The organism is Marinobacter fuscus (assembly GCF_003007675.1).
In the GTDB taxonomy this organism is placed as follows: domain Bacteria; phylum Pseudomonadota; class Gammaproteobacteria; order Pseudomonadales; family Oleiphilaceae; genus Marinobacter; species Marinobacter fuscus.
The window spans coordinates 80,439-97,521 of the sequence record NZ_PXNP01000076.1; the positions used below are offsets into that span (position 1 = coordinate 80,439).

The 17,083-nt window shown below is 58.1% G+C and carries 11 protein-coding genes; 1 reads left to right on the forward strand and 10 read right to left on the reverse strand.

The genetic code is table 11. From position 1 onward, the window contains the following. Positions 1-33: 33 nt before the first annotated feature. The 10 genes from nosZ to C7H09_RS09985 form a co-directional block, all read right to left on the reverse strand. Positions 34-1,929 (reverse strand): TAT-dependent nitrous-oxide reductase, encoded by a 1,896-nt coding sequence (gene nosZ / locus C7H09_RS09940; protein ID WP_106762369.1) that lies wholly within the window; start codon positions 1,927-1,929, stop codon positions 34-36. Between the two features lie 81 nt (positions 1,930-2,010). Then, complete coding sequence (gene nosR / locus C7H09_RS09945) at positions 2,011-4,116, reverse strand: transcriptional regulator NosR (RefSeq protein WP_240616560.1); 2,106 nt, start codon at positions 4,114-4,116, stop codon at positions 2,011-2,013. Positions 4,117-4,259: 143 nt separating this feature from the next. Continuing rightward, a complete protein-coding gene (locus C7H09_RS09950) occupies positions 4,260-4,661 on the reverse strand; it encodes a ribonucleotide reductase subunit alpha (protein WP_106762371.1) in 402 nt (133 codons plus the stop codon). 55 nt (positions 4,662-4,716) lie between these two features. Then, on the reverse strand, positions 4,717-5,466 hold the full coding sequence (locus C7H09_RS09955; RefSeq protein ID WP_106762372.1) for a Crp/Fnr family transcriptional regulator: 750 nt from the start codon (positions 5,464-5,466) through the stop codon (positions 4,717-4,719). Between the two features lie 278 nt (positions 5,467-5,744). Continuing rightward, complete coding sequence (locus tag C7H09_RS09960; protein WP_106762504.1) at positions 5,745-6,551, reverse strand: peptidylprolyl isomerase; 807 nt, start codon at positions 6,549-6,551, stop codon at positions 5,745-5,747. 319 nt (positions 6,552-6,870) lie between these two features. Beyond that, positions 6,871-7,551, reverse strand: a complete 681-nt coding sequence (narI, locus tag C7H09_RS09965; RefSeq protein ID WP_106762373.1) for a respiratory nitrate reductase subunit gamma — start codon at positions 7,549-7,551, stop codon at positions 6,871-6,873. Positions 7,552-7,569: 18 nt separating this feature from the next. Next, positions 7,570-8,310 (reverse strand): nitrate reductase molybdenum cofactor assembly chaperone, encoded by a 741-nt coding sequence (gene narJ, locus C7H09_RS09970; RefSeq protein ID WP_106762374.1) that lies wholly within the window; start codon positions 8,308-8,310, stop codon positions 7,570-7,572. A 10-nt stretch (positions 8,311-8,320) separates the two neighbouring features. Continuing rightward, complete coding sequence (gene narH, locus C7H09_RS09975) at positions 8,321-9,898, reverse strand: nitrate reductase subunit beta (protein WP_106762375.1); 1,578 nt, start codon at positions 9,896-9,898, stop codon at positions 8,321-8,323. Continuing rightward, positions 9,895-13,638 carry a nitrate reductase subunit alpha gene (locus C7H09_RS09980; protein WP_106762376.1) on the reverse strand — a complete coding sequence of 1,248 codons (3,744 nt, stop codon included), beginning with the start codon at positions 13,636-13,638 and terminating at the stop codon, positions 9,895-9,897. Before C7H09_RS09980 ends, narH begins: the two co-directional genes overlap by 4 nt. 131 nt (positions 13,639-13,769) lie before the next feature. Beyond that, positions 13,770-15,035, reverse strand: coding sequence for an MFS transporter (locus tag C7H09_RS09985; RefSeq protein ID WP_106762377.1), 1,266 nt, complete (start codon positions 15,033-15,035; stop codon positions 13,770-13,772). 182 nt (positions 15,036-15,217) lie between these two features. Here C7H09_RS09985 and C7H09_RS09990 point away from each other — a divergent pair, with 182 nt between their 5' ends. Then, complete coding sequence (locus tag C7H09_RS09990) at positions 15,218-17,074, forward strand: histidine kinase (RefSeq protein ID WP_106762378.1); 1,857 nt, start codon at positions 15,218-15,220, stop codon at positions 17,072-17,074. Positions 17,075-17,083 lie beyond the last annotated feature (9 nt).

Here is a 17,083-nt window from a genome sequence, read left to right on the forward strand (position 1 = left end):
CCCATAGGAGCTCCCTGATCCGCGCCTGTGCTATCAGGCCTTCTCAACCAGCATCCGGCCACCCATCTCCATGTGGAGTGCGTGGCAGAACCAGTTACAGTAGTACCAGTAGACACCCGGCTTACCGGCTGTAAAGGTCACAGAAGCGGTCTGCTGCGGGCTGATTTCCATGCTCACACCATGGTTCACCATACAGAAACCGTGGGTGACGTCCTCAACCATATCCAGGTTGGTTACGTACACCGTTACTTCGTCGCCTTCCTTCACCTTGAACTCGGTCATGCCAAATTGCGGCGCAACAGAGGTCATGTAAATACGAACTTTGTTGCCGTCGCGAACCACCTTGTTGTCGGTTTCCAGCGTTACACCATCCTTTTCGGCCTGGGCACGGGCAGAGGCAAAGTACGGATCCTGACGATCATAAATCTTCTTGGTCTTGATCTGGTCACGACGCACCAGAATACAGTCATGAGGCTCGGCGTAGGTCGGGCCATCGTGTACCAGTTTCATTTCCTCGCCGGAGATGTCGATCAGCTGATCGTTTTCCGGGTGGAGCGGGCCAACCGGCAGGAACCGGTCCTTGGAGAACTTGGACAGTACCACCAGCCACTTGCCATCGGCGTCCCGGGATTCGGTCAGAGAAGCATGGTTGTGGCCCGGCTGGTACTGCACATCCAGCTTCTGGCGAATGTAGTTCACCTTGTCGCCATTGTAATGCTTGATCGCATCGGCGATGTTCCACTTACACACCTGACTGTCGATAAACAGTGTGGTGTAGGCGTTGCCGCGGCCATCAAAGGTGGTGTGCAGCGGCCCAAGGCCCAATTCCGGCTCTGCTACAATGGTGTCGCGCAGCTCGATCTTGTCGTCGAACAAGTCATCCAGCTTGTCGATGGCAATGACAGAAACGGTCGGTGACAGCTTACCGTTGGCGATGAAGTACTTGCCATCCGGAGAGGTGTTCAAACCGTGCGGGTTCTTGGGCACCGGGATGTAACGGGTAAATTCAGACTTACCACGGCCATCCACTACCGGTACCTTGGAATCGCCGATGGTCTTGAACTTGCCAGCCTTCACCGCAGCCGCAATGCGCTCTACGTTGAACACAACCACCCAGTCGCGGTCATTGCGCATGGTGCCCGCCAGATCCAGGGCGCGCTCGGAGTTGTAACAGGTAGACGCCGCGTACTTGCCGGTGTAATCCGCATCGGTGTTGTCGAGGTTACCGTCTACAATCACCTGCCAGGCCACTTCCATGGTTTCCGCATCCAGTGCGCTGAACATGGTGTAGCTGTTTTCCAGGCTGAACTCCTTGCCGTCGTTCGGCTGGGGAATGACAAATTCCGCGTTACAGAACACGTAGTTGGTCTTGGGCACTTTCTGCAGACGCAGACCGTGAATCGCCTGAACGTTCGGAATGTGGGTAATCTTGTCCGTCTTCATGATGTCCAGACGGATACGGGCAACCCGGGTATTGGCCTTGTCGTTGATGAACAGATACTTGCCATCGTAACGGCCGTCGGTCATGGAAATATGCGGGTGGTGGCAGTCACCGTTCAGGTACTGCTGGTCGCCGCCCAGAATTTCCTTACTTTCGTTGGTGATACCCCAGCCCGTGGCGGAGTCGACGTTGAATACCGGAATACGCATCAGCTCACGCATGGAGGGTACGCCCAGAACCCGCACCTCACCCTGGTGACCACCACTCCAGAAGCCGTAGTACTCATCCAGCTCGCCCGGCGCAATGTGAGCCTTGTTACGCGCCTCTTCAGCGGCCGCTGCCCAGGCCTCACGGGACATCACCGATGTACCCAGGCCGGTAGCGCCAGCCACGCCAGCCAGGGCTGCAGCGCCCATAAAGCGACGACGGCTCAGGCCGCCCTCAGGCACTTGCGGCGTATCCTTGGTCAGATCATCTCTTTTTTTCATAGCATCCAACTCCGTTATTGGTTATGGCGGTTATCACTTCTCATTTTTTACCGGGGCCTTTCCGGCTCCTCGGGACAACAATCAATTTACCTGTACTACCGGAATCTCTTCCGGGTGGCCCGGCGCGTTATGGCCCCGGCGCTTGCCGCGTCGTTTCACGATCAGCGGCGGACACTTGTGATCATCGAAGTAGGTCATCTGGCAATCGAGGCAATAATGGCACTCCATGTAGTTGATCGTGCCGTCCGGGTGGATCGCTTGCACCTCGCATTCCTTATCGCACAGCCGGCAAGGGTTGCCGCATTCCTTGCGGCGTTTCAGCCAGTCGAATACCCGCAGCTTGGTGGGCAGAGCCAGGGCTGCACCCAGTGGACACAAGTAGCGGCAATACACCTTGCGGGTAAAGATATTCACCACCAGCAACAACACCGCATAGGTGACAAACGGCCAGCTGCGATCAAAATGCAGCGTGATGGAGGTCTTGAACGGCTCTACTTCCGCCAGCCGTTCGGCGGTGGCCATGGATTCCAGCGATACACCAAACAACACCAGCAGAATGATGTACTTGATGGCCCACAGTCGCTCGTGCCAGGCAAACGGCACGGTGTACTGAGGCACCTTGAGCTTGCGGGCGATTTCGTTGATCAGCTCCTGCAGCGCACCAAACGGGCACAACCAGCCGCAGTACACCGCCCGCCCCCAGAGCAACACGATGCCAGCCACCACGGCCCAGAGTACAAACATGATCGGGTCGATCAGGAAGGTCTCCCACTTGAACCCGCTGATCAGACTGTTCACAAAGGTGAGCACGTTCACAATCGACAACTGGCCCAGAGCATACCAGCCGATAAAGAACAGGGTGTAGGTCAGGAAGGCGTGACGAATCCAGCGGGTTACCTTGGGCTTCTTCACCAGCCAGTCCTGGAAGAAAAGAATAAACAGCAACACTGCAATGCCCAGCCCAAGCACCACCACCTGGAACTGTTTTTGATACCAAACCTGTACCCACAGGGGCTGAGTTTCAAGCCACTCCTCTTCGGTCAGCACCGGCTCGGGGCGGGTGTAGTAAGTGTCTGGCAACTGGTATTCCAGCGGGAACACCTGGAATTCGCTGTCCAGTGGCCCGGTCTGACGCTTGACGGTAAGCTCCAGCGTCCAGGGTGCGCCCGGGTCAAAGTTGTACTGTTGGCGCACAATGAAAATGGCCATTTCTGAGAACGACGGCATACCATCGGCGTAAACGTCACTCAGGCGGTAAAAGTCGAGATCCCGGAAGTTGAACGTGTCACCGAACTGGCGAATCTGCACCCGATCAAAGATACCGCCGCGCACATAGCCGGAACCTTTGAAGGAGTATTCCCCGTTGGCCATCACAGCAATAGCATGCTCACCTTCTTTCAGCTCAGACATCAGCCACTGGTACTGGCTTTCGCCCAACAGGTTGCGGCCGATGGTCGGTGCATCCAGGTAACCGGCATAAAGATCAATCAGGACGTCGCCCCGCTCATCCGCATCGGCGGTTCCGATGCCCTCGGCGGGGGTGCCAACGAAAGAGTCATCCACCTGGCCCTTGGTCAGTATCAGGCGGCGCACCGAGCCGTCGCCGGTCAGCTCTTGCCAGTTCTTTTGCTGAAACTGATCCATCCTGACATTGGCCATGGGCGGACGGGTATTTTCGCCACCTTCAATCAGGCCGATTTCCACACCCACGCGGTGGGCGGTACGCATGATGACTTCGTTGATCACCATCACGGTAACCGTAGCACCGGATAAGCCATCTACCGCCACCTTGCGTTCGGTGGAGGTTCCACCCACGGTAACCCGCTGATCCGCTTTCAGGCCGGTGTACTGGTCGGTGAAATCGTGCATCTTACTTTCGGGAATGCCCACCAGCAGGATGGGCTCATCGTGGTGAATCACCTTGGCACCCCGGATTTCACCATGGGTATCCAGAACCACCATGGCATTCAGGGGCTTTCCGGAGTAGGCAGGGGTCTGCACGAAATCCAGCGACTGGTAGGCGTAACCCTTCAGTTCGTCACCGGCATAAAGCTGCTGAATCGCGCGATTGCCTTCCAGCGGCTGCAGCTCCGTCACCTCGGGAAAGGCGTTTTCGATGACTTGTCGCCCGGCAACGGGTTGATAGGAAGACAAGGGTTCTGCCGCAACGGAGGCCGCAAGTCCCATAAAAAGCAAACAGATAACAGTACGTAACGCAGTAGACACGCCGGCCCCCATATACGATGAAGCAACAACTAGGGTGGTTCAATTGTGATGAAAGTCAAATACCTCTAAGAGGATATAGCGCGCGAGGCACACGCGCTTTGAGGTCAGTCAAGGCTGATGGCCTGGCCCTGACTATTCAGAGGAAGATAGTTGCCCAGGTGCCCCATGCGGATGCTCTCCACCATCATGGTCATGGGCTGCTGAGCTTCATCGCTGGAGGGCACGATCCCGCCCCGGCCGGACATGGCGGCAACAAACACCATATCCCAGTCCTGCCCGGTTTCCCGGGACTCTTCAACAAGCTGCTCAAAACGAGACACTTCCTCGGGCGTCTTGTCGACACAGATTACGGGTGTCAGCGCACCGCCTTCACCCCGTTCAAACGCGGCACGCTCTTCGGCTGAGGCATCGTCCGGCAGTTCTGCTTTGCAGAACACGAACAGAAAACGCTGAGGCTCAGGCTCTTCCCGACTGGCCTGCACAAGATCCTGATAACTGCTGATCATGACTATCCCCTGGACATCAAGGCTTTAAAAAGCGGGCCCGAAGGCCCGGCACGGTTTATTGGCTGATGGACATCAACCGTTGGGGGTCTGATATAAAGAGTTTGCTTCGGTTCACACGAATCAGATTATTGGATTTCAGGTCGGCGAGAATCCGTGAAAAGGTTTCGGGCTGCATGGCAAGGCGCGAGGCCACCAGGCATTTGGGCAGCGGCAATTCCACCTCACCGCCCTTTTCGGCACCTTCCGGCAGCAAATCGATCAGATAACGTATCAACCGGTCGCGGGCATTCTGCACGGTCATGATTTCAAGATCGTGGAAACGGGTAACCGCCCGCTTGGCATAATGGCTGAGGGCGGCCTGGGCGTATTCCGGGTGCTTATCGAGCAGATCCCGGTAGGCTTTCACCGGAATCATCAACACTTCACTGGATTTCAGGGCTTCGGCATAACAGGCGTACTGGGGGGGATCGGCGTAAATCATCACTTCCGCAAAGCAGTCGCCCGGTGCAATGCTGTCCAGGGTTCTGTCGACACCCGAGGAGTCCAGGCGATACAACCGCAACCGGCCAGAAATCACGAAAAAGAAGTGATGAGCTGGCATGTCCTGGCGGTAAAGCAACTGGTGGTGGCCCAGCCGCAGTCTTCGGGACTGCTGGATCAGGCTCTCCAGATCCTTGGCGCGCAGGCTCTGAAAAAGCGCATGACTGCGCAGGGCTTGCAGGCTGTCTTCTTCATCCAGTGGCTTGTTGATGGCTACCAGGACGGGTTTGGTGTAACGCTGTTCTGCGGCTTGTGTCATGGCCATGGGTGTATCCCCTGTGCATATTCATGCATTCCAAATCTTGATTTAATAGTAGAAGGATACAAATGAAAAATCGCTCCCCCGATGGGGGTATTCTTTCGGTTATTACTGAGTAATTGATCTAACTCAATTCACGGAAGGCTTGTCGAACCCATGCTCGCCAGGCTCAACAACCTTTTAAAACTCGGGGAAACCCTGCGGAAGCAACGGGCTGGCCTTATAAAGCACGCTGTGAGTGCCGCCGTGGCACCACGCGGTTTTGTGAGCACAACCCGTTGCTTTTACTGCATTAATGGTGAATCCGGCAGCTCCAGATCCACACCTTCCACGCCGGTGTCGGCGGCCAGAACCTGCAAATACTGGCGCAATGCCCGGCGGGTGACGCTTTCGCTCAGATACTGGCGAATCTGCGGTTTTACGTGTTCATAGGGCAACGGCTCACCATCGATCCGCTGATCAACCCGGACAATATGCCAGCCGTAGCGGCTTTCAATCAGCTCCGGGTTCAGGCCTTCCTGCAGCGTCAGCACGGGGCGCTCGAACTCCTCGACCGTCTGGCCCTTGCTGATCTGGCCAAGGCTACCGCCCTGATGGCGGGATTCGCAGGCCGAATACTGCTTGGCCATATCGTCAAACCTTGCACGGCCGTCGAGCAGGGCCGACAAAATCTGCCGTCCGGCGTCTTCCTGGCGAATCCGCTCTTCCACGTCGTCCGGGGCAGCGGCCAACAGAATGTGGCTGACGGCCATCAGGGTCGGGCTGCAGAACCGGCCCGGGTTGGCCGCGTAAAAGCGTTCGCAGTCCTGCTCGCTGGGGTCGGGAACGCCCAGTTCCATTTCCAGTACCCGGGCGATCCGCTGTTCTTCGTCGTCAATGCTGTCAAGGTTCAGGCGGCTGGCCTGCTGCAGCAACAACTCCCGGAGTACCAGGCTCTTGGCTGCGTTGTGCCAGGCATCGGCCAGCTCTTCGGCCGGGTGATGCTGCATTTCCCGGGCAATGTCGTCCTCGTGTATGAGGGTGTCGCCGACATACACGGGTGGAAACTGATTTCTGGGTTTACCGGCTTCGCCGGTGGGAATAAGTTGCATGGTATCAACCTCCGGAACTGTCATCGTTTCCCCCTCTCCCCCAACCCCTCTCCCGCAAGGGGAGAGGGGGGCCCTGACCTGCGAGAGTCGCAACACCTGTCTCTCTCCTACCGCAGAGAGGTGATCAATCATCACATCAGCGTTCAGGGTTTTGCCCCCTCTCTCTCAGGGGGGAGGGGAGCCCTGACCTGCGAGAGTCGCAACACCTGTCTCTCTCCTACCGAAGAGAGCCGATCAATCATCACCAACGCTCAGTGTTTTGCTCCCCTCTCCCCTTGCGGGAGAGGGGCCGGGGGAGAGGGGGAGGGAGCGTTTATCCTCAGGCCCGCTTACGGACCACCTGGTACTTACGCCCGAAGTATTCCACCGGCACGCTGAGCATATGCACCAGGCGGGTGAACGGGAAGAGCACGAAGATGGTCAACCCCAGGAAGATGTGGGTCTTGTAGATCCAGTGCACATCGGCGATGTATCCGGCGATGCTGGAGCCTTCCAGGGTAAACACGCCCTGCGCCCAGGCGGAGAACTTGAGCATGGTGCTGCCATCCAGGTGCCCGAGGGTGGGCAGAATGGTGAGCATGCCCAGTACCAGCTGAACCACCAGGATAATGATGATCATGTTATCGGCAAAGGTGCTGCTGGCCTGTACCCGGGGGTCGGTCATACGGCGCCAGGCAAGCATGCCGCCACCAATGATGGCCATGATGCCGGCAATACCACCCACCAGAATCGCCATCACCTGTTTCTGGCCCGGGGTGATAATCCACTCATAGGCCCAGTGCGGTGTAAGCAGGCCAACCAGGTGGCCAAAGAAGATCACCAGTACGCCCACGTGGAACAGTACCGAAGCCATCACCATGTTTTTCTTGCGCAGCATCTGGCTGGAATGCGCCTTCCAGGTGAACTGGCCATGGTCGTAACGTGCCCAGGTACCGACAAACAGCACAACCAGGGCGACATAAGGGTAGATGCCAAAAAGCAGTGTATTGATATAGGACATAATATTTCCTCCTGCGCCTCAGGCGCGCCCGGCCGGACGGGGCGTGGCGTCTGTCATCAGCTGGTCACTCAGGTGAATGGTCTGGGTTTGTTCCAGTTCGCGGCGGCGCTGGCCGACAACACCGCCGGTGCTGCAGGAGCTGCCCTGGTCGTCGACAAACTTCACCATTTCCTCTTCCCACACCTTGTCCAGGGCCTCTGGCGTATCGTCGCGCTCTTCCGAAGCGACAATCTGGGCCAGTTCCTGGCGGTCGGTCTTGCGGCCCGAGAGCACCAGCAAGGCATCCATCACCACGTGGTAGAAGCTTTCCCGCTGATACAAGCGCTCGCCCAACAGGCCAAGAATATGGTGGATATCCTCCAGCCAGTTACGGATCTCATCCCAGGGCCGGGTGGACAGGTATTCCAGGAACAGCGGCAGGTAATCCGGCAATTCCTTGGCATCAATTTCCAGGCCATTGGCGCGGTATTGTTCCATCAGATCCACCATCGCCTGGCCCCGATCCCGGGATTCGCCGTGCACGTGCTCGAACAACAGCAACGAGGTTGCACGCCCTTTGTCGAACAGCCCCACATAGCTTTCCTGCATATCCAGCAAGTCGGAGTCGCACAGCGTTTCCACGCAACGAAGCAACTGCTCCTTGTTCTGTCCGGGCAGCCGTGTGTCTTCCAGCACGGCGGCCACCAGTGCATCGCGGGACTGCTGCAGGTCTTCGGTGGGGTACTCGAGTACCCGCGCCAACACTTTCAGTAATTGCATGTCAGCCTCCTTAATCCTGCAGCTGTTTCGGGTCAACCTGCTTCACGGTCGCCAATTTGCTGACCATACTGGTGGTCTGCTTCTTGCCGCCGAACAGGCTGAACTCACTGTCGCCACCACTGCAGCCGTCGCCGAAGCTGAAGCCACAACCGCCGCGCTCACCGAAGGCGTCTGCATCCGGGAACGCTTCCTTGGCCAGCTCACGATGGCTGGTGGGAATCACAAAGCGATCTTCATAGTTGGCGATGGCCAGGTAACGGTACATTTCATCGGCCTGCTCTTTGGTCAGACCACACTCCTCGAGGGCGCGCAGGTCTTCCCTGCCCTCCACGGTTTCGGCGCGCTTGTACAAACGCATGGCCATGATCCGCTTGAGGGCGAGAACGATGGGTTTTTCGTCACCGGCAGTCAGCAGGTTCGCCAGATACTTCACCGGAATCCGCAGGCTTTCGATCTTCGGCAGTACGCCGTCGAACTCCACCTTGCCGGCTTCCGCCGCCGATTGGATCGGGCTCAGGGGCGGCACGTACCAGACCATCGGCAGGGTACGGTATTCCGGGTGCAGCGGCAGGGCCAGCTTCCAGTCCACCGCCATCTTGTACACCGGGCTTTGCTGGGCGGCTTCGATCACGTTCATCGGAATGCCATCTTTCTTCGCCTGCTCGATCACTTTCGGGTCGAACGGGTCGAGGAAGATTTCCAGCTGCTTCTCGTACAGCTCGTGCTCGCCCGGGGCGCTGGCGACTTCTTCAATGCGGTCGGCATCGTACAACAGCACGCCCAGGTAGCGAATCCGGCCAACGCAGGTCTCGGAACAGACCGTCGGCATACCGGCTTCAATGCGTGGGTAGCAGAAAATACACTTCTCGGACTTGCCGGTTTTCCAGTTGAAGTAGATCTTCTTGTACGGGCAGCCGGAGACACACATCCGCCAGCCACGACACTTGTCCTGGTCGATCAGAACAATGCCGTCTTCTTCCCGCTTGTAGATGGCGCCACTGGGGCAAGCGGCAACACAGGCCGGGTTCAGGCAGTGCTCGCACAGGCGCGGCAGATACATCATGAAGGTGTTTTCAAACTGGCCGTAGATGTCTGCCTGCACCTGGTCAAAGTTCTTGTCTTTGCGGCGCTTGGCAAACTCGGTGCCCAGGATTTCTTCCCAGTTCGGGCCCCATTCAATTTTCTTCATACGCTGGCCGGAGATCAGCGAGCGGGGACGGGCAATCGGCTGGTGCTTACTGTCCGGCGCTTTGTGTAAATGCTGATAGTCGAAGTCAAACGGCTCGTAATAATCGTCGATTTCCGGCAGATCCGGGTTGGCGAAGATGTTCGCCAGTACCCGGAACTTGCCACCAATGCGCGGCTTGATCTTGCCGGAGCTGTCGCGCATCCAGCCGCCTTTCCACTTGTCCTGGTTCTCCCACTCTTTCGGGTAGCCAATACCGGGTTTGGTTTCAACGTTGTTGAACCAGGCGTATTCCATGCCTTCGCGGCTTGTCCAGACGTTTTTGCAGGTGACCGAACAGGTGTGGCAGCCAATGCACTTGTCCAGGTTCAGTACCATGCCGACTTGGGAACGGATTTTCATTTTACAGCCTCCTGAACATAGTCATTGCCTTCACCGTCGAGCCAGTCCACGTTCTTCATCTTGCGGACCACCACAAACTCATCCCGGTTGGAACCTACGGTGCCGTAGTAGTTGAAGCCGTAGGAGTACTGGGCATAACCACCGATCATGTGGGTCGGTTTCGGGCACACCCGGGTGACCGAGTTGTGAATACCGCCACGGGTGCCGGTAATCTCGGAGCCGGGAATGTTCACAATCCGCTCCTGGGCGTGGTACATCATCACCATGCCGGGCATTACCCGCTGGCTGACCACCGCCCGGGCGGCAATGGCGCCGTTGGCGTTGAACAGCTCAATCCAGTCGTTGTCTTCCACGCCGATCTCTTTGGCGTCATCTTCACTCAGCCACACAATCGGGCCACCGCGGGACAGAGTCAGCATCAACAGGTTGTCGCTGTAGGTGCTGTGGATGCCCCACTTCTGGTGCGGCGTGATCCAGTTCAGCGCTTTTTCAGGGTTACCGTTGCTGCGCTGGTTGATCATGCTGCCCACGGCCTTGGTGTTGATGGGCGGACGGTACACCAGCAGGCTCTCGCCGAAGGCGCGCATCCACTCGTGATCCTGGTAGAACTGCTGACGGCCGGTCAGGGTGCGCCAGGGAATCAGCTCATGGACGTTGGTGTAACCGGCGTTGTAGGACACGTGCTCGTCTTCCAGGCCAGACCAGGTCGGGCTGGAGATGATCTTGCGTGGCTGAGCCACAATGTCCCGGAAGCGGATTTTTTCCTCTTCCTTGTTGGTGGCCAGATGGGTGTGATCCAGGCCGGTGAACTCGGACAGCGCCGCCCAGGCTTTGACCGCCACCTGGCCGTTGGTTTCCGGCGCCAGGGTCAGGATGACCTCGGCTGCATCAATGGCACTCTCGATCTTCGGGCGGCCTGCGTTGGCACCCTCGATGTGGGTGTAGTTCAGCTCTTTCAGGAAGCTGATTTCTTTCTCGGTATTCCAGTTGATGCCCTTACCGCCATTGCCCAGTTTGTCCATCAGGGGCCCGAGCGAGGTAAAGCGGGCATAGGTGTTCGGGTAATCCCGCTCCACCGTGATGAAGTTGGGCGCGGTCTTGCCCGGAATCAGGTCGCACTCGCCTTTTTTCCAGTCTTTCACATCGAACGGCTGGCCCAGCTCCGCAGGCGCATCGTGCAGCAGCGGCAGGGTCACCACATCTTTTTCGACGCCGAGATGGCCTTCGGCCGCCTTGGAGAAGGACTTGGCAATGCCCTTGTAGATTTCCCAGTCACTGCGCGCTTCCCAGGCCGGATCGGTGGCAGCGGTCAGCGGGTGGATGAACGGGTGCATGTCTGAGGTATTCAGGTCGTTCTTCTCATACCAGGTTGCGGTCGGCAGAACGATGTCGGAATACAGACAGGTGGTGGACATCCGGAAGTCCAGGGTCACCAGCAGGTCGAGCTTGCCTTCCGGCGCGTCGTCCCGCCACTTCACTTCTTCCGGTTTGGCGCCACCCTCGACACCCAGATCCTTGCCCTGCAGGCCGCTCTTGGTGCCCAGCAGGTACTTAAGCATGTACTCATGGCCCTTACCGGAGGAACCCAGCAGGTTGGAGCGCCAGATGAACAGGTTACGCGGGCAGTTTTCCGGGGCTTCCGGATCTTCACTGGCAAACGCCAGAGAGCCGTCCTTCATGGACTGAGCCACGTAATCCGCCACCTCCATGCCAGCCTTTTCGGCTTCGGCGGCAATGGTCAGCGGGTTGCGGTTCAGCTGGGGTGCAGACGGCAGCCAGCCCATGCGCTCGGCGCGCACGTTGTAGTCGATCAGGCTGCCACCGAATTTGGATTTGTCCGCCAATGGCGACAGGATTTCATCCACACCCAGCTTCTCGTAGCGCCACTGGCCGGAGTGAGCGTAAAAGAAGGAGGTGGAGTTCATGTGCCGGGGCGGGCGCTGCCAGTCCAGACCAAAGGCCAGCGGCTGCCAGCCCGTCTGCGGGCGCAGTTTCTCCTGGCCCACATAGTGTGCCCAGCCACCACCGCTCTGGCCGATACAGCCACACATGATCAGCATATTGATCAGGCCGCGGTAGTTCATGTCCATGTGGTACCAGTGGTTCATACCGGCGCCGACGATGACCATGGAGCGGCCTTTGGTCTTGTCAGCGTTGTCGGCGAACTCACGGGCAATACGGATCACTTTCTCGGCGGGTACGCCGGTGATCTGCTCCTGCCAGGCAGGCGTGTAAGGCTTGATTTGATCGTAGGAAGTGGCGCCGTCGTCGTCACCCAGGCCACGGCTGATGCCATAGTTGGCCACCATCAGATCGTAAACCGTAACCACCCGGCCTTCGGAGCCGTCCGCCAGCTTGACTTTGCGGGTGCCCAGCTTGTGCTTGAGAATGTCGCTGTATTCAACGTGGTTGAAGTGTTCGTGCTCGATGCCGCCAAAGTACGGGAAGGCCACATCCACCACGTCGTCGTGCTTCTCCACCATCGACAGCTGGAGATTTACATCAGAGCCTTTGGCGGTTTGCTTGAGGTTCCACTTGCCCTTCTCGCCCCATCGGTAGCCGATGGAGCCGTTCGGTGCGGTCAGCTCGCCAGTGCTTTCATCAATGGCGATGGTTTTCCACTCGGGGTTGTTCTCTTCACCCAGGCCATCCACCAGATCGCTGGCCCGCAGGAAGCGACCCGGCACGAAGCTGCCGTCGTCTTTCGGCTCCAGCATGACCAGGTAGGGCATGTCGGTGTAGCGACGAACGTAGTCGGTAAAATATTCGCTGGGCTTGTCAACGTGGAACTCTTTAAGAATCACGTGGCCCATGGCCATACCCAGAGCGGCATCGGTGCCCTGCTTGGGGTTCAGCCACTCGTCGGAGAGCTTGGAGACTTCGGCGTAATCCGGGGTAATGGCGACGGTCTTGGTGCCCTTGTAACGCACTTCGGTGAAGAAGTGGGCATCCGGGGTACGGGTCTGGGGTACGTTGGAGCCCCAGGCAATGATGTAGCCGGAGTTGTACCAGTCGGCGGATTCCGGCACGTCGGTCTGCTCACCCCAGGTTTGCGGAGAGGCGGGCGGCAGGTCGCAGTACCAGTCGTAGAAGCTCATGCAGACGCCACCAATCATCGACAGGTAACGGCTTCCCGCTGCATAAGACACCATGGACATGGCAGGAATCGGAGAGAAGCCGAAAATACGATCCGGGCCATATTGTTTGGCGGTGTAGACGTTCGACGCCCCGATCAACTCATTCACTTCGTCCCAGTTGGCGCGAACAAAACCGCCCATACCACGGCGTGGCTTGTATTCGGCCGTCTTCAGCGGGTCTTCGACAATAGAGGCCCAGGCTTTCACCGGGTCTTTGTGCTCGGCCTTGGCGGCACGCCACAATTTGACCAGGCTCTTGCGCATCAACGGGTATTTCAGGCGGTTGGCACTGTACATGTACCAGGAGTAGCTGGCACCGCGAGGGCAGCCGCGGGGCTCATGGTTGGGCAAATCAGGGCGGGTACGTGGGTAGTCGGTCTGCTGGGTTTCCCAGGTAACCAGCCCGTTCTTGACGTAGATTTTCCAGCTGCAGGAGCCGGTGCAGTTTACGCCGTGGGTGGAGCGCACAATCTTATCGTGCTGCCAGCGCTGGCGATAGCCGTTTTCCCAATCGCGATTTACTTCATGGGTTTCGCCGTGACCGTTAGAGAACGATTCGCGGTTCTTCCTGAAGTAGTTCAATTTGTCGATCAAATGACTCATGGTCTCTCTCTCCATCAACCCGATTGCCGGATCGTTTTTTCCGAATGGAAACCATTGTGGAGAATGAAATACCTGAAATCTGCATGGTTACTACCAGATAACCGGGGCATACCCCGGTATGGGTAGCGCAGCTATATCTCGGGGTGGAGAAGCACCCGACGCTCCTCACGGCGGATCTGGCGGGCGAACAGCAGCAAGCTGCCGCCGAGTAGCAGAAAGAGGATCATGAACACGGCGGTACGGACACCGAACCACTGATTCACCATGCCAAACAGCACCGGCAGGGCGAATGCCATGGCGGAGGCACACACCAGCAAAACACCGGCAAACAACGAGGCTTCCTCGCGGTTGGCAAGTATCACGATGCGTTGCAGACTGCCCATGGCGGTGCCCATCGACACACCAAGCACCACCGCAAACATTCCTTCCACCGATATCGGCAACACAAACTCCACCACCAGCTCCTGCTCAATACCCTGAATGAACAGCGTCATGGGAGGATATGAAAGCACCAGTAACGCCAACAGACAGCCTGCAAGGGCCTTGGTGGCGACTCCGGACGACCCGAAACGGTCAGACAAGCCGCCGCCGACAATCTGGGCAAGCGCCCCCGGCAGCACAAAATACTGGGCCAGCCGGGCGCCCTCATCGACCGTCAGGCGAAACTGGGCAGACAAAAAATCCGGCAACCAGAGAGCAAGCGCAAAAAAACTGCCGGCGACAACGCCAAAATACAGACACAGAGGAAGGTTTCGCCCCTGGCGAACACTATCGACAATCTGCCGCAGCGAACGCTTGTGAACGGATTCCGTCTCGCCCGTGGCCTCGGTCAGCATCAATAGCAGCGCAATCACCAGCAACAAAGTAATCAGATACGCCAGGGGAACACCCTGCCAGGAGAAGGCACTGTGAAACAGCGGCACCAGGTAGTAGTTGAACCCGGCACCGGTGACGCCCGCCCCAAACACGCCCAGCACCAACCCCAGGCGCCCGACCTCACAATGACTGGTAACAAACTGCAGGCCGGCGGCGTAGAAGCCCCCGGCAAATCCCAGCCCGGCGGCGGCAATCAGGTACCCGGCAAACGTATCGGTCAGCAACAGGATTGCCATGCACACGGCCAATCCAAACAGGCACACCAGCATGATTTCCCGGGCGCCATACCGGTAGGCAGCAAGGCCCGCAGGAATCGCCATCAGCGCACTCACCGCCATGGGCATGGCCAGCAACACCCCGAACTGAACACTGCTCAGGTTCAGCTCGGCCCGCATGTGCACCCCGGCCACGGCGAACAGCGTCCAGCAACCAGACGCCACCACAAAACCGGTCAGCGCCAGCGGCAATACCACCGCCAGCGATGCCAGTCTGTCGTCGTCCTGATCGGCCTGTGAATGCATCAAACGTCCTGAAAGTTAACCACTCTTTAGTCTCTGCTTTTGCTTGAGCAAGGGTCAAAGGCTATGATGGGATATAAACTATTGGGGTAATTGACTATCCTCAAGGTGGTACAAAAAAACAGGTGTTTTTGCACTTTTATATGCTTGCCACCTGACACTCTGGCCGACACCGAAGAGATTTCATGACATCCCGAAGCCCTCTCGTTAACCGCCTGGCGGTGGTCATCGGCGCTATTGTACTGACTGCCATTGTCAGCATGGCCACGACCCTGGCTGTGTCCAACAGCATCGAAGGCAATGCCACTGCCATTAATCTGACCGGTGCGCTGCGCATGGGCGCCTATGAGCTGGCTGTCCAGGCCGCATCCAGCGATCCTGCAGACCCGGAGCAGGCGCTGGCACAGCGTCTTGAGGCGTACCAGGCAAGATTGAAGAATCCGGCGATTATCAAAGCCATTCCGCCAACACCCGATCATCCGCTCAATAGCCAGTACCGCGAGGTCACTGAGCTCTGGACATCCCTGCTCGCGCCCGCCATCCGCGCCCATGAACGTGGCACAGCCGTCAGTGCCGACATGATCCGCGCGGCAGAACGCTACACCCGCGAAGTCGATGCGCTGGTGTCTATGCTGGAAGAGCGCACCGAAGCGCGCATCGACCTGCTGCATCTGATACAGATAATCAGCATGGTGTTTTCCATTTTGATTGTGGTGGCGCTGTTTATCGACCTGAAAACCCGGGTGCTCGGGCCCCTGCGCAAACTGGTCAGTATTGCCACCGGGGTAGCGGAACAAAACTTCAGCCGCAAAGCCAACCTATCTGGCAACGACGAGCTGGCGCAACTGGGCCAGGCCTTCGACCAGATGACCAGCGAACTGGCCCTGACCTACCACGAACTGGAAAGCCGGGCCAGGGAGAAAACCCAAGAACTGCAGGTCAGCCACGCGGCACTGCAGGTTATGCACTCTGCCAGCCGCAATCTGTTTGCCAACCACGACCTGTGCAGTGGCGCCATTCCCATGTTGCAGGAACTGGAAAAACTGCTCGGCATTGGCCCGATCCGGCTGTTTCTACACGACAAGCATTCCGCCGAGCCGGTCGAAGCCGTGACCACGGCTACGCCGGAGCGGCCGTTTTACTGCCGCGATCATCACTGCAATGCCTGCCTGGTGACGCCGGAAGTGTTCGACGAGATGCCACTGGAAAACAATGATGGCCGGCGCCTGCTGCTGCCCATCCGCACCCCGGGCCACCTGCTGGGCACCCTGGAGGTCTGGTACCCGGCAGAGAAAGGCCTATCTGATATGTCTCGGCGCCTGCTGGAAACCCTCACCGACCAGCTGGCCACCGCCATTTTCCTGGAGCGTCAAATTACCGAGGAACAACAACTGACGCTTGCCGAGGAACGCACGGTGATCGCCCGGGAACTGCATGATTCATTGGCCCAGTCGCTGTCGTATCTGAAAATGCAGGTAACACGCATGCGCCGATTGAATATCGAGGGTGAGCAAAAGCCGCTGCACGACGACATTCTGAACGAGCTGAGTACTGGCCTGAACAGCGCGTACCGCCAGCTGCGGGAATTGCTGGCCACCTTCCGACTGAAACTGGACACCCCGGATCTGGCCACTGCACTGCGCAAAACCATCAGCGAATTTTCCGAGCGCCTGGGTAAACCGGTGGAATTTGACTACAACCTGCCGCCCCAGACCCTCTCGCCGAACGAGGAAATTCATACCCTGCAAATTATTCGCGAGGCGCTGGCCAACGCAGTCAAGCACGCCAATGCCAGCCACATCCGCGTGCAAATTCTGTTCGAATCGCCCCGGGTGCTGGCCTGCGTGCAGGACAATGGCCGTGGGTTGCCGGGAGGAGAACAACCGGTGAACCATTATGGCCTGATCATCATGGAAGACCGTGCCCGCACACTGGGCGGACAGGTAAGGGTTCACAACAGGGATGAAGGCGGGGTGGAAGTCGCGTTAACATTCGTTCCCAAGAGCCGAAACCTGATTCCTACTGAAACCTCAACGGCATAAGCCCTGAGC

Excerpts from the sequence above, each read along its gene's own strand:
- nosZ (WP_106762369.1), bottom strand. The coding sequence starts at position 1,929 with ATGAAAAAAAGAGATGATCTGACCAAGGATACGCCGCAAGTGCCTGAG.
- nosR (WP_240616560.1), bottom strand. The coding sequence starts at position 4,116 with ATGGGACTTGCGGCCTCCGTTGCGGCAGAACCCTTGTCTTCCTATCAA.
- C7H09_RS09950 (WP_106762371.1), bottom strand. The coding sequence starts at position 4,661 with ATGATCAGCAGTTATCAGGATCTTGTGCAGGCCAGTCGGGAAGAGCCT.
- C7H09_RS09955 (WP_106762372.1), bottom strand. The coding sequence starts at position 5,466 with ATGGCCATGACACAAGCCGCAGAACAGCGTTACACCAAACCCGTCCTG.
- C7H09_RS09960 (WP_106762504.1), bottom strand. The coding sequence starts at position 6,551 with ATGCAACTTATTCCCACCGGCGAAGCCGGTAAACCCAGAAATCAGTTT.
- narI (WP_106762373.1), bottom strand. The coding sequence starts at position 7,551 with ATGTCCTATATCAATACACTGCTTTTTGGCATCTACCCTTATGTCGCC.
- narJ (WP_106762374.1), bottom strand. The coding sequence starts at position 8,310 with ATGCAATTACTGAAAGTGTTGGCGCGGGTACTCGAGTACCCCACCGAA.
- narH (WP_106762375.1), bottom strand. The coding sequence starts at position 9,898 with ATGAAAATCCGTTCCCAAGTCGGCATGGTACTGAACCTGGACAAGTGC.
- C7H09_RS09980 (WP_106762376.1), bottom strand. The coding sequence starts at position 13,638 with ATGAGTCATTTGATCGACAAATTGAACTACTTCAGGAAGAACCGCGAA.
- C7H09_RS09985 (WP_106762377.1), bottom strand. The coding sequence starts at position 15,035 with ATGCATTCACAGGCCGATCAGGACGACGACAGACTGGCATCGCTGGCG.
- C7H09_RS09990 (WP_106762378.1), top strand. The coding sequence starts at position 15,218 with ATGACATCCCGAAGCCCTCTCGTTAACCGCCTGGCGGTGGTCATCGGC.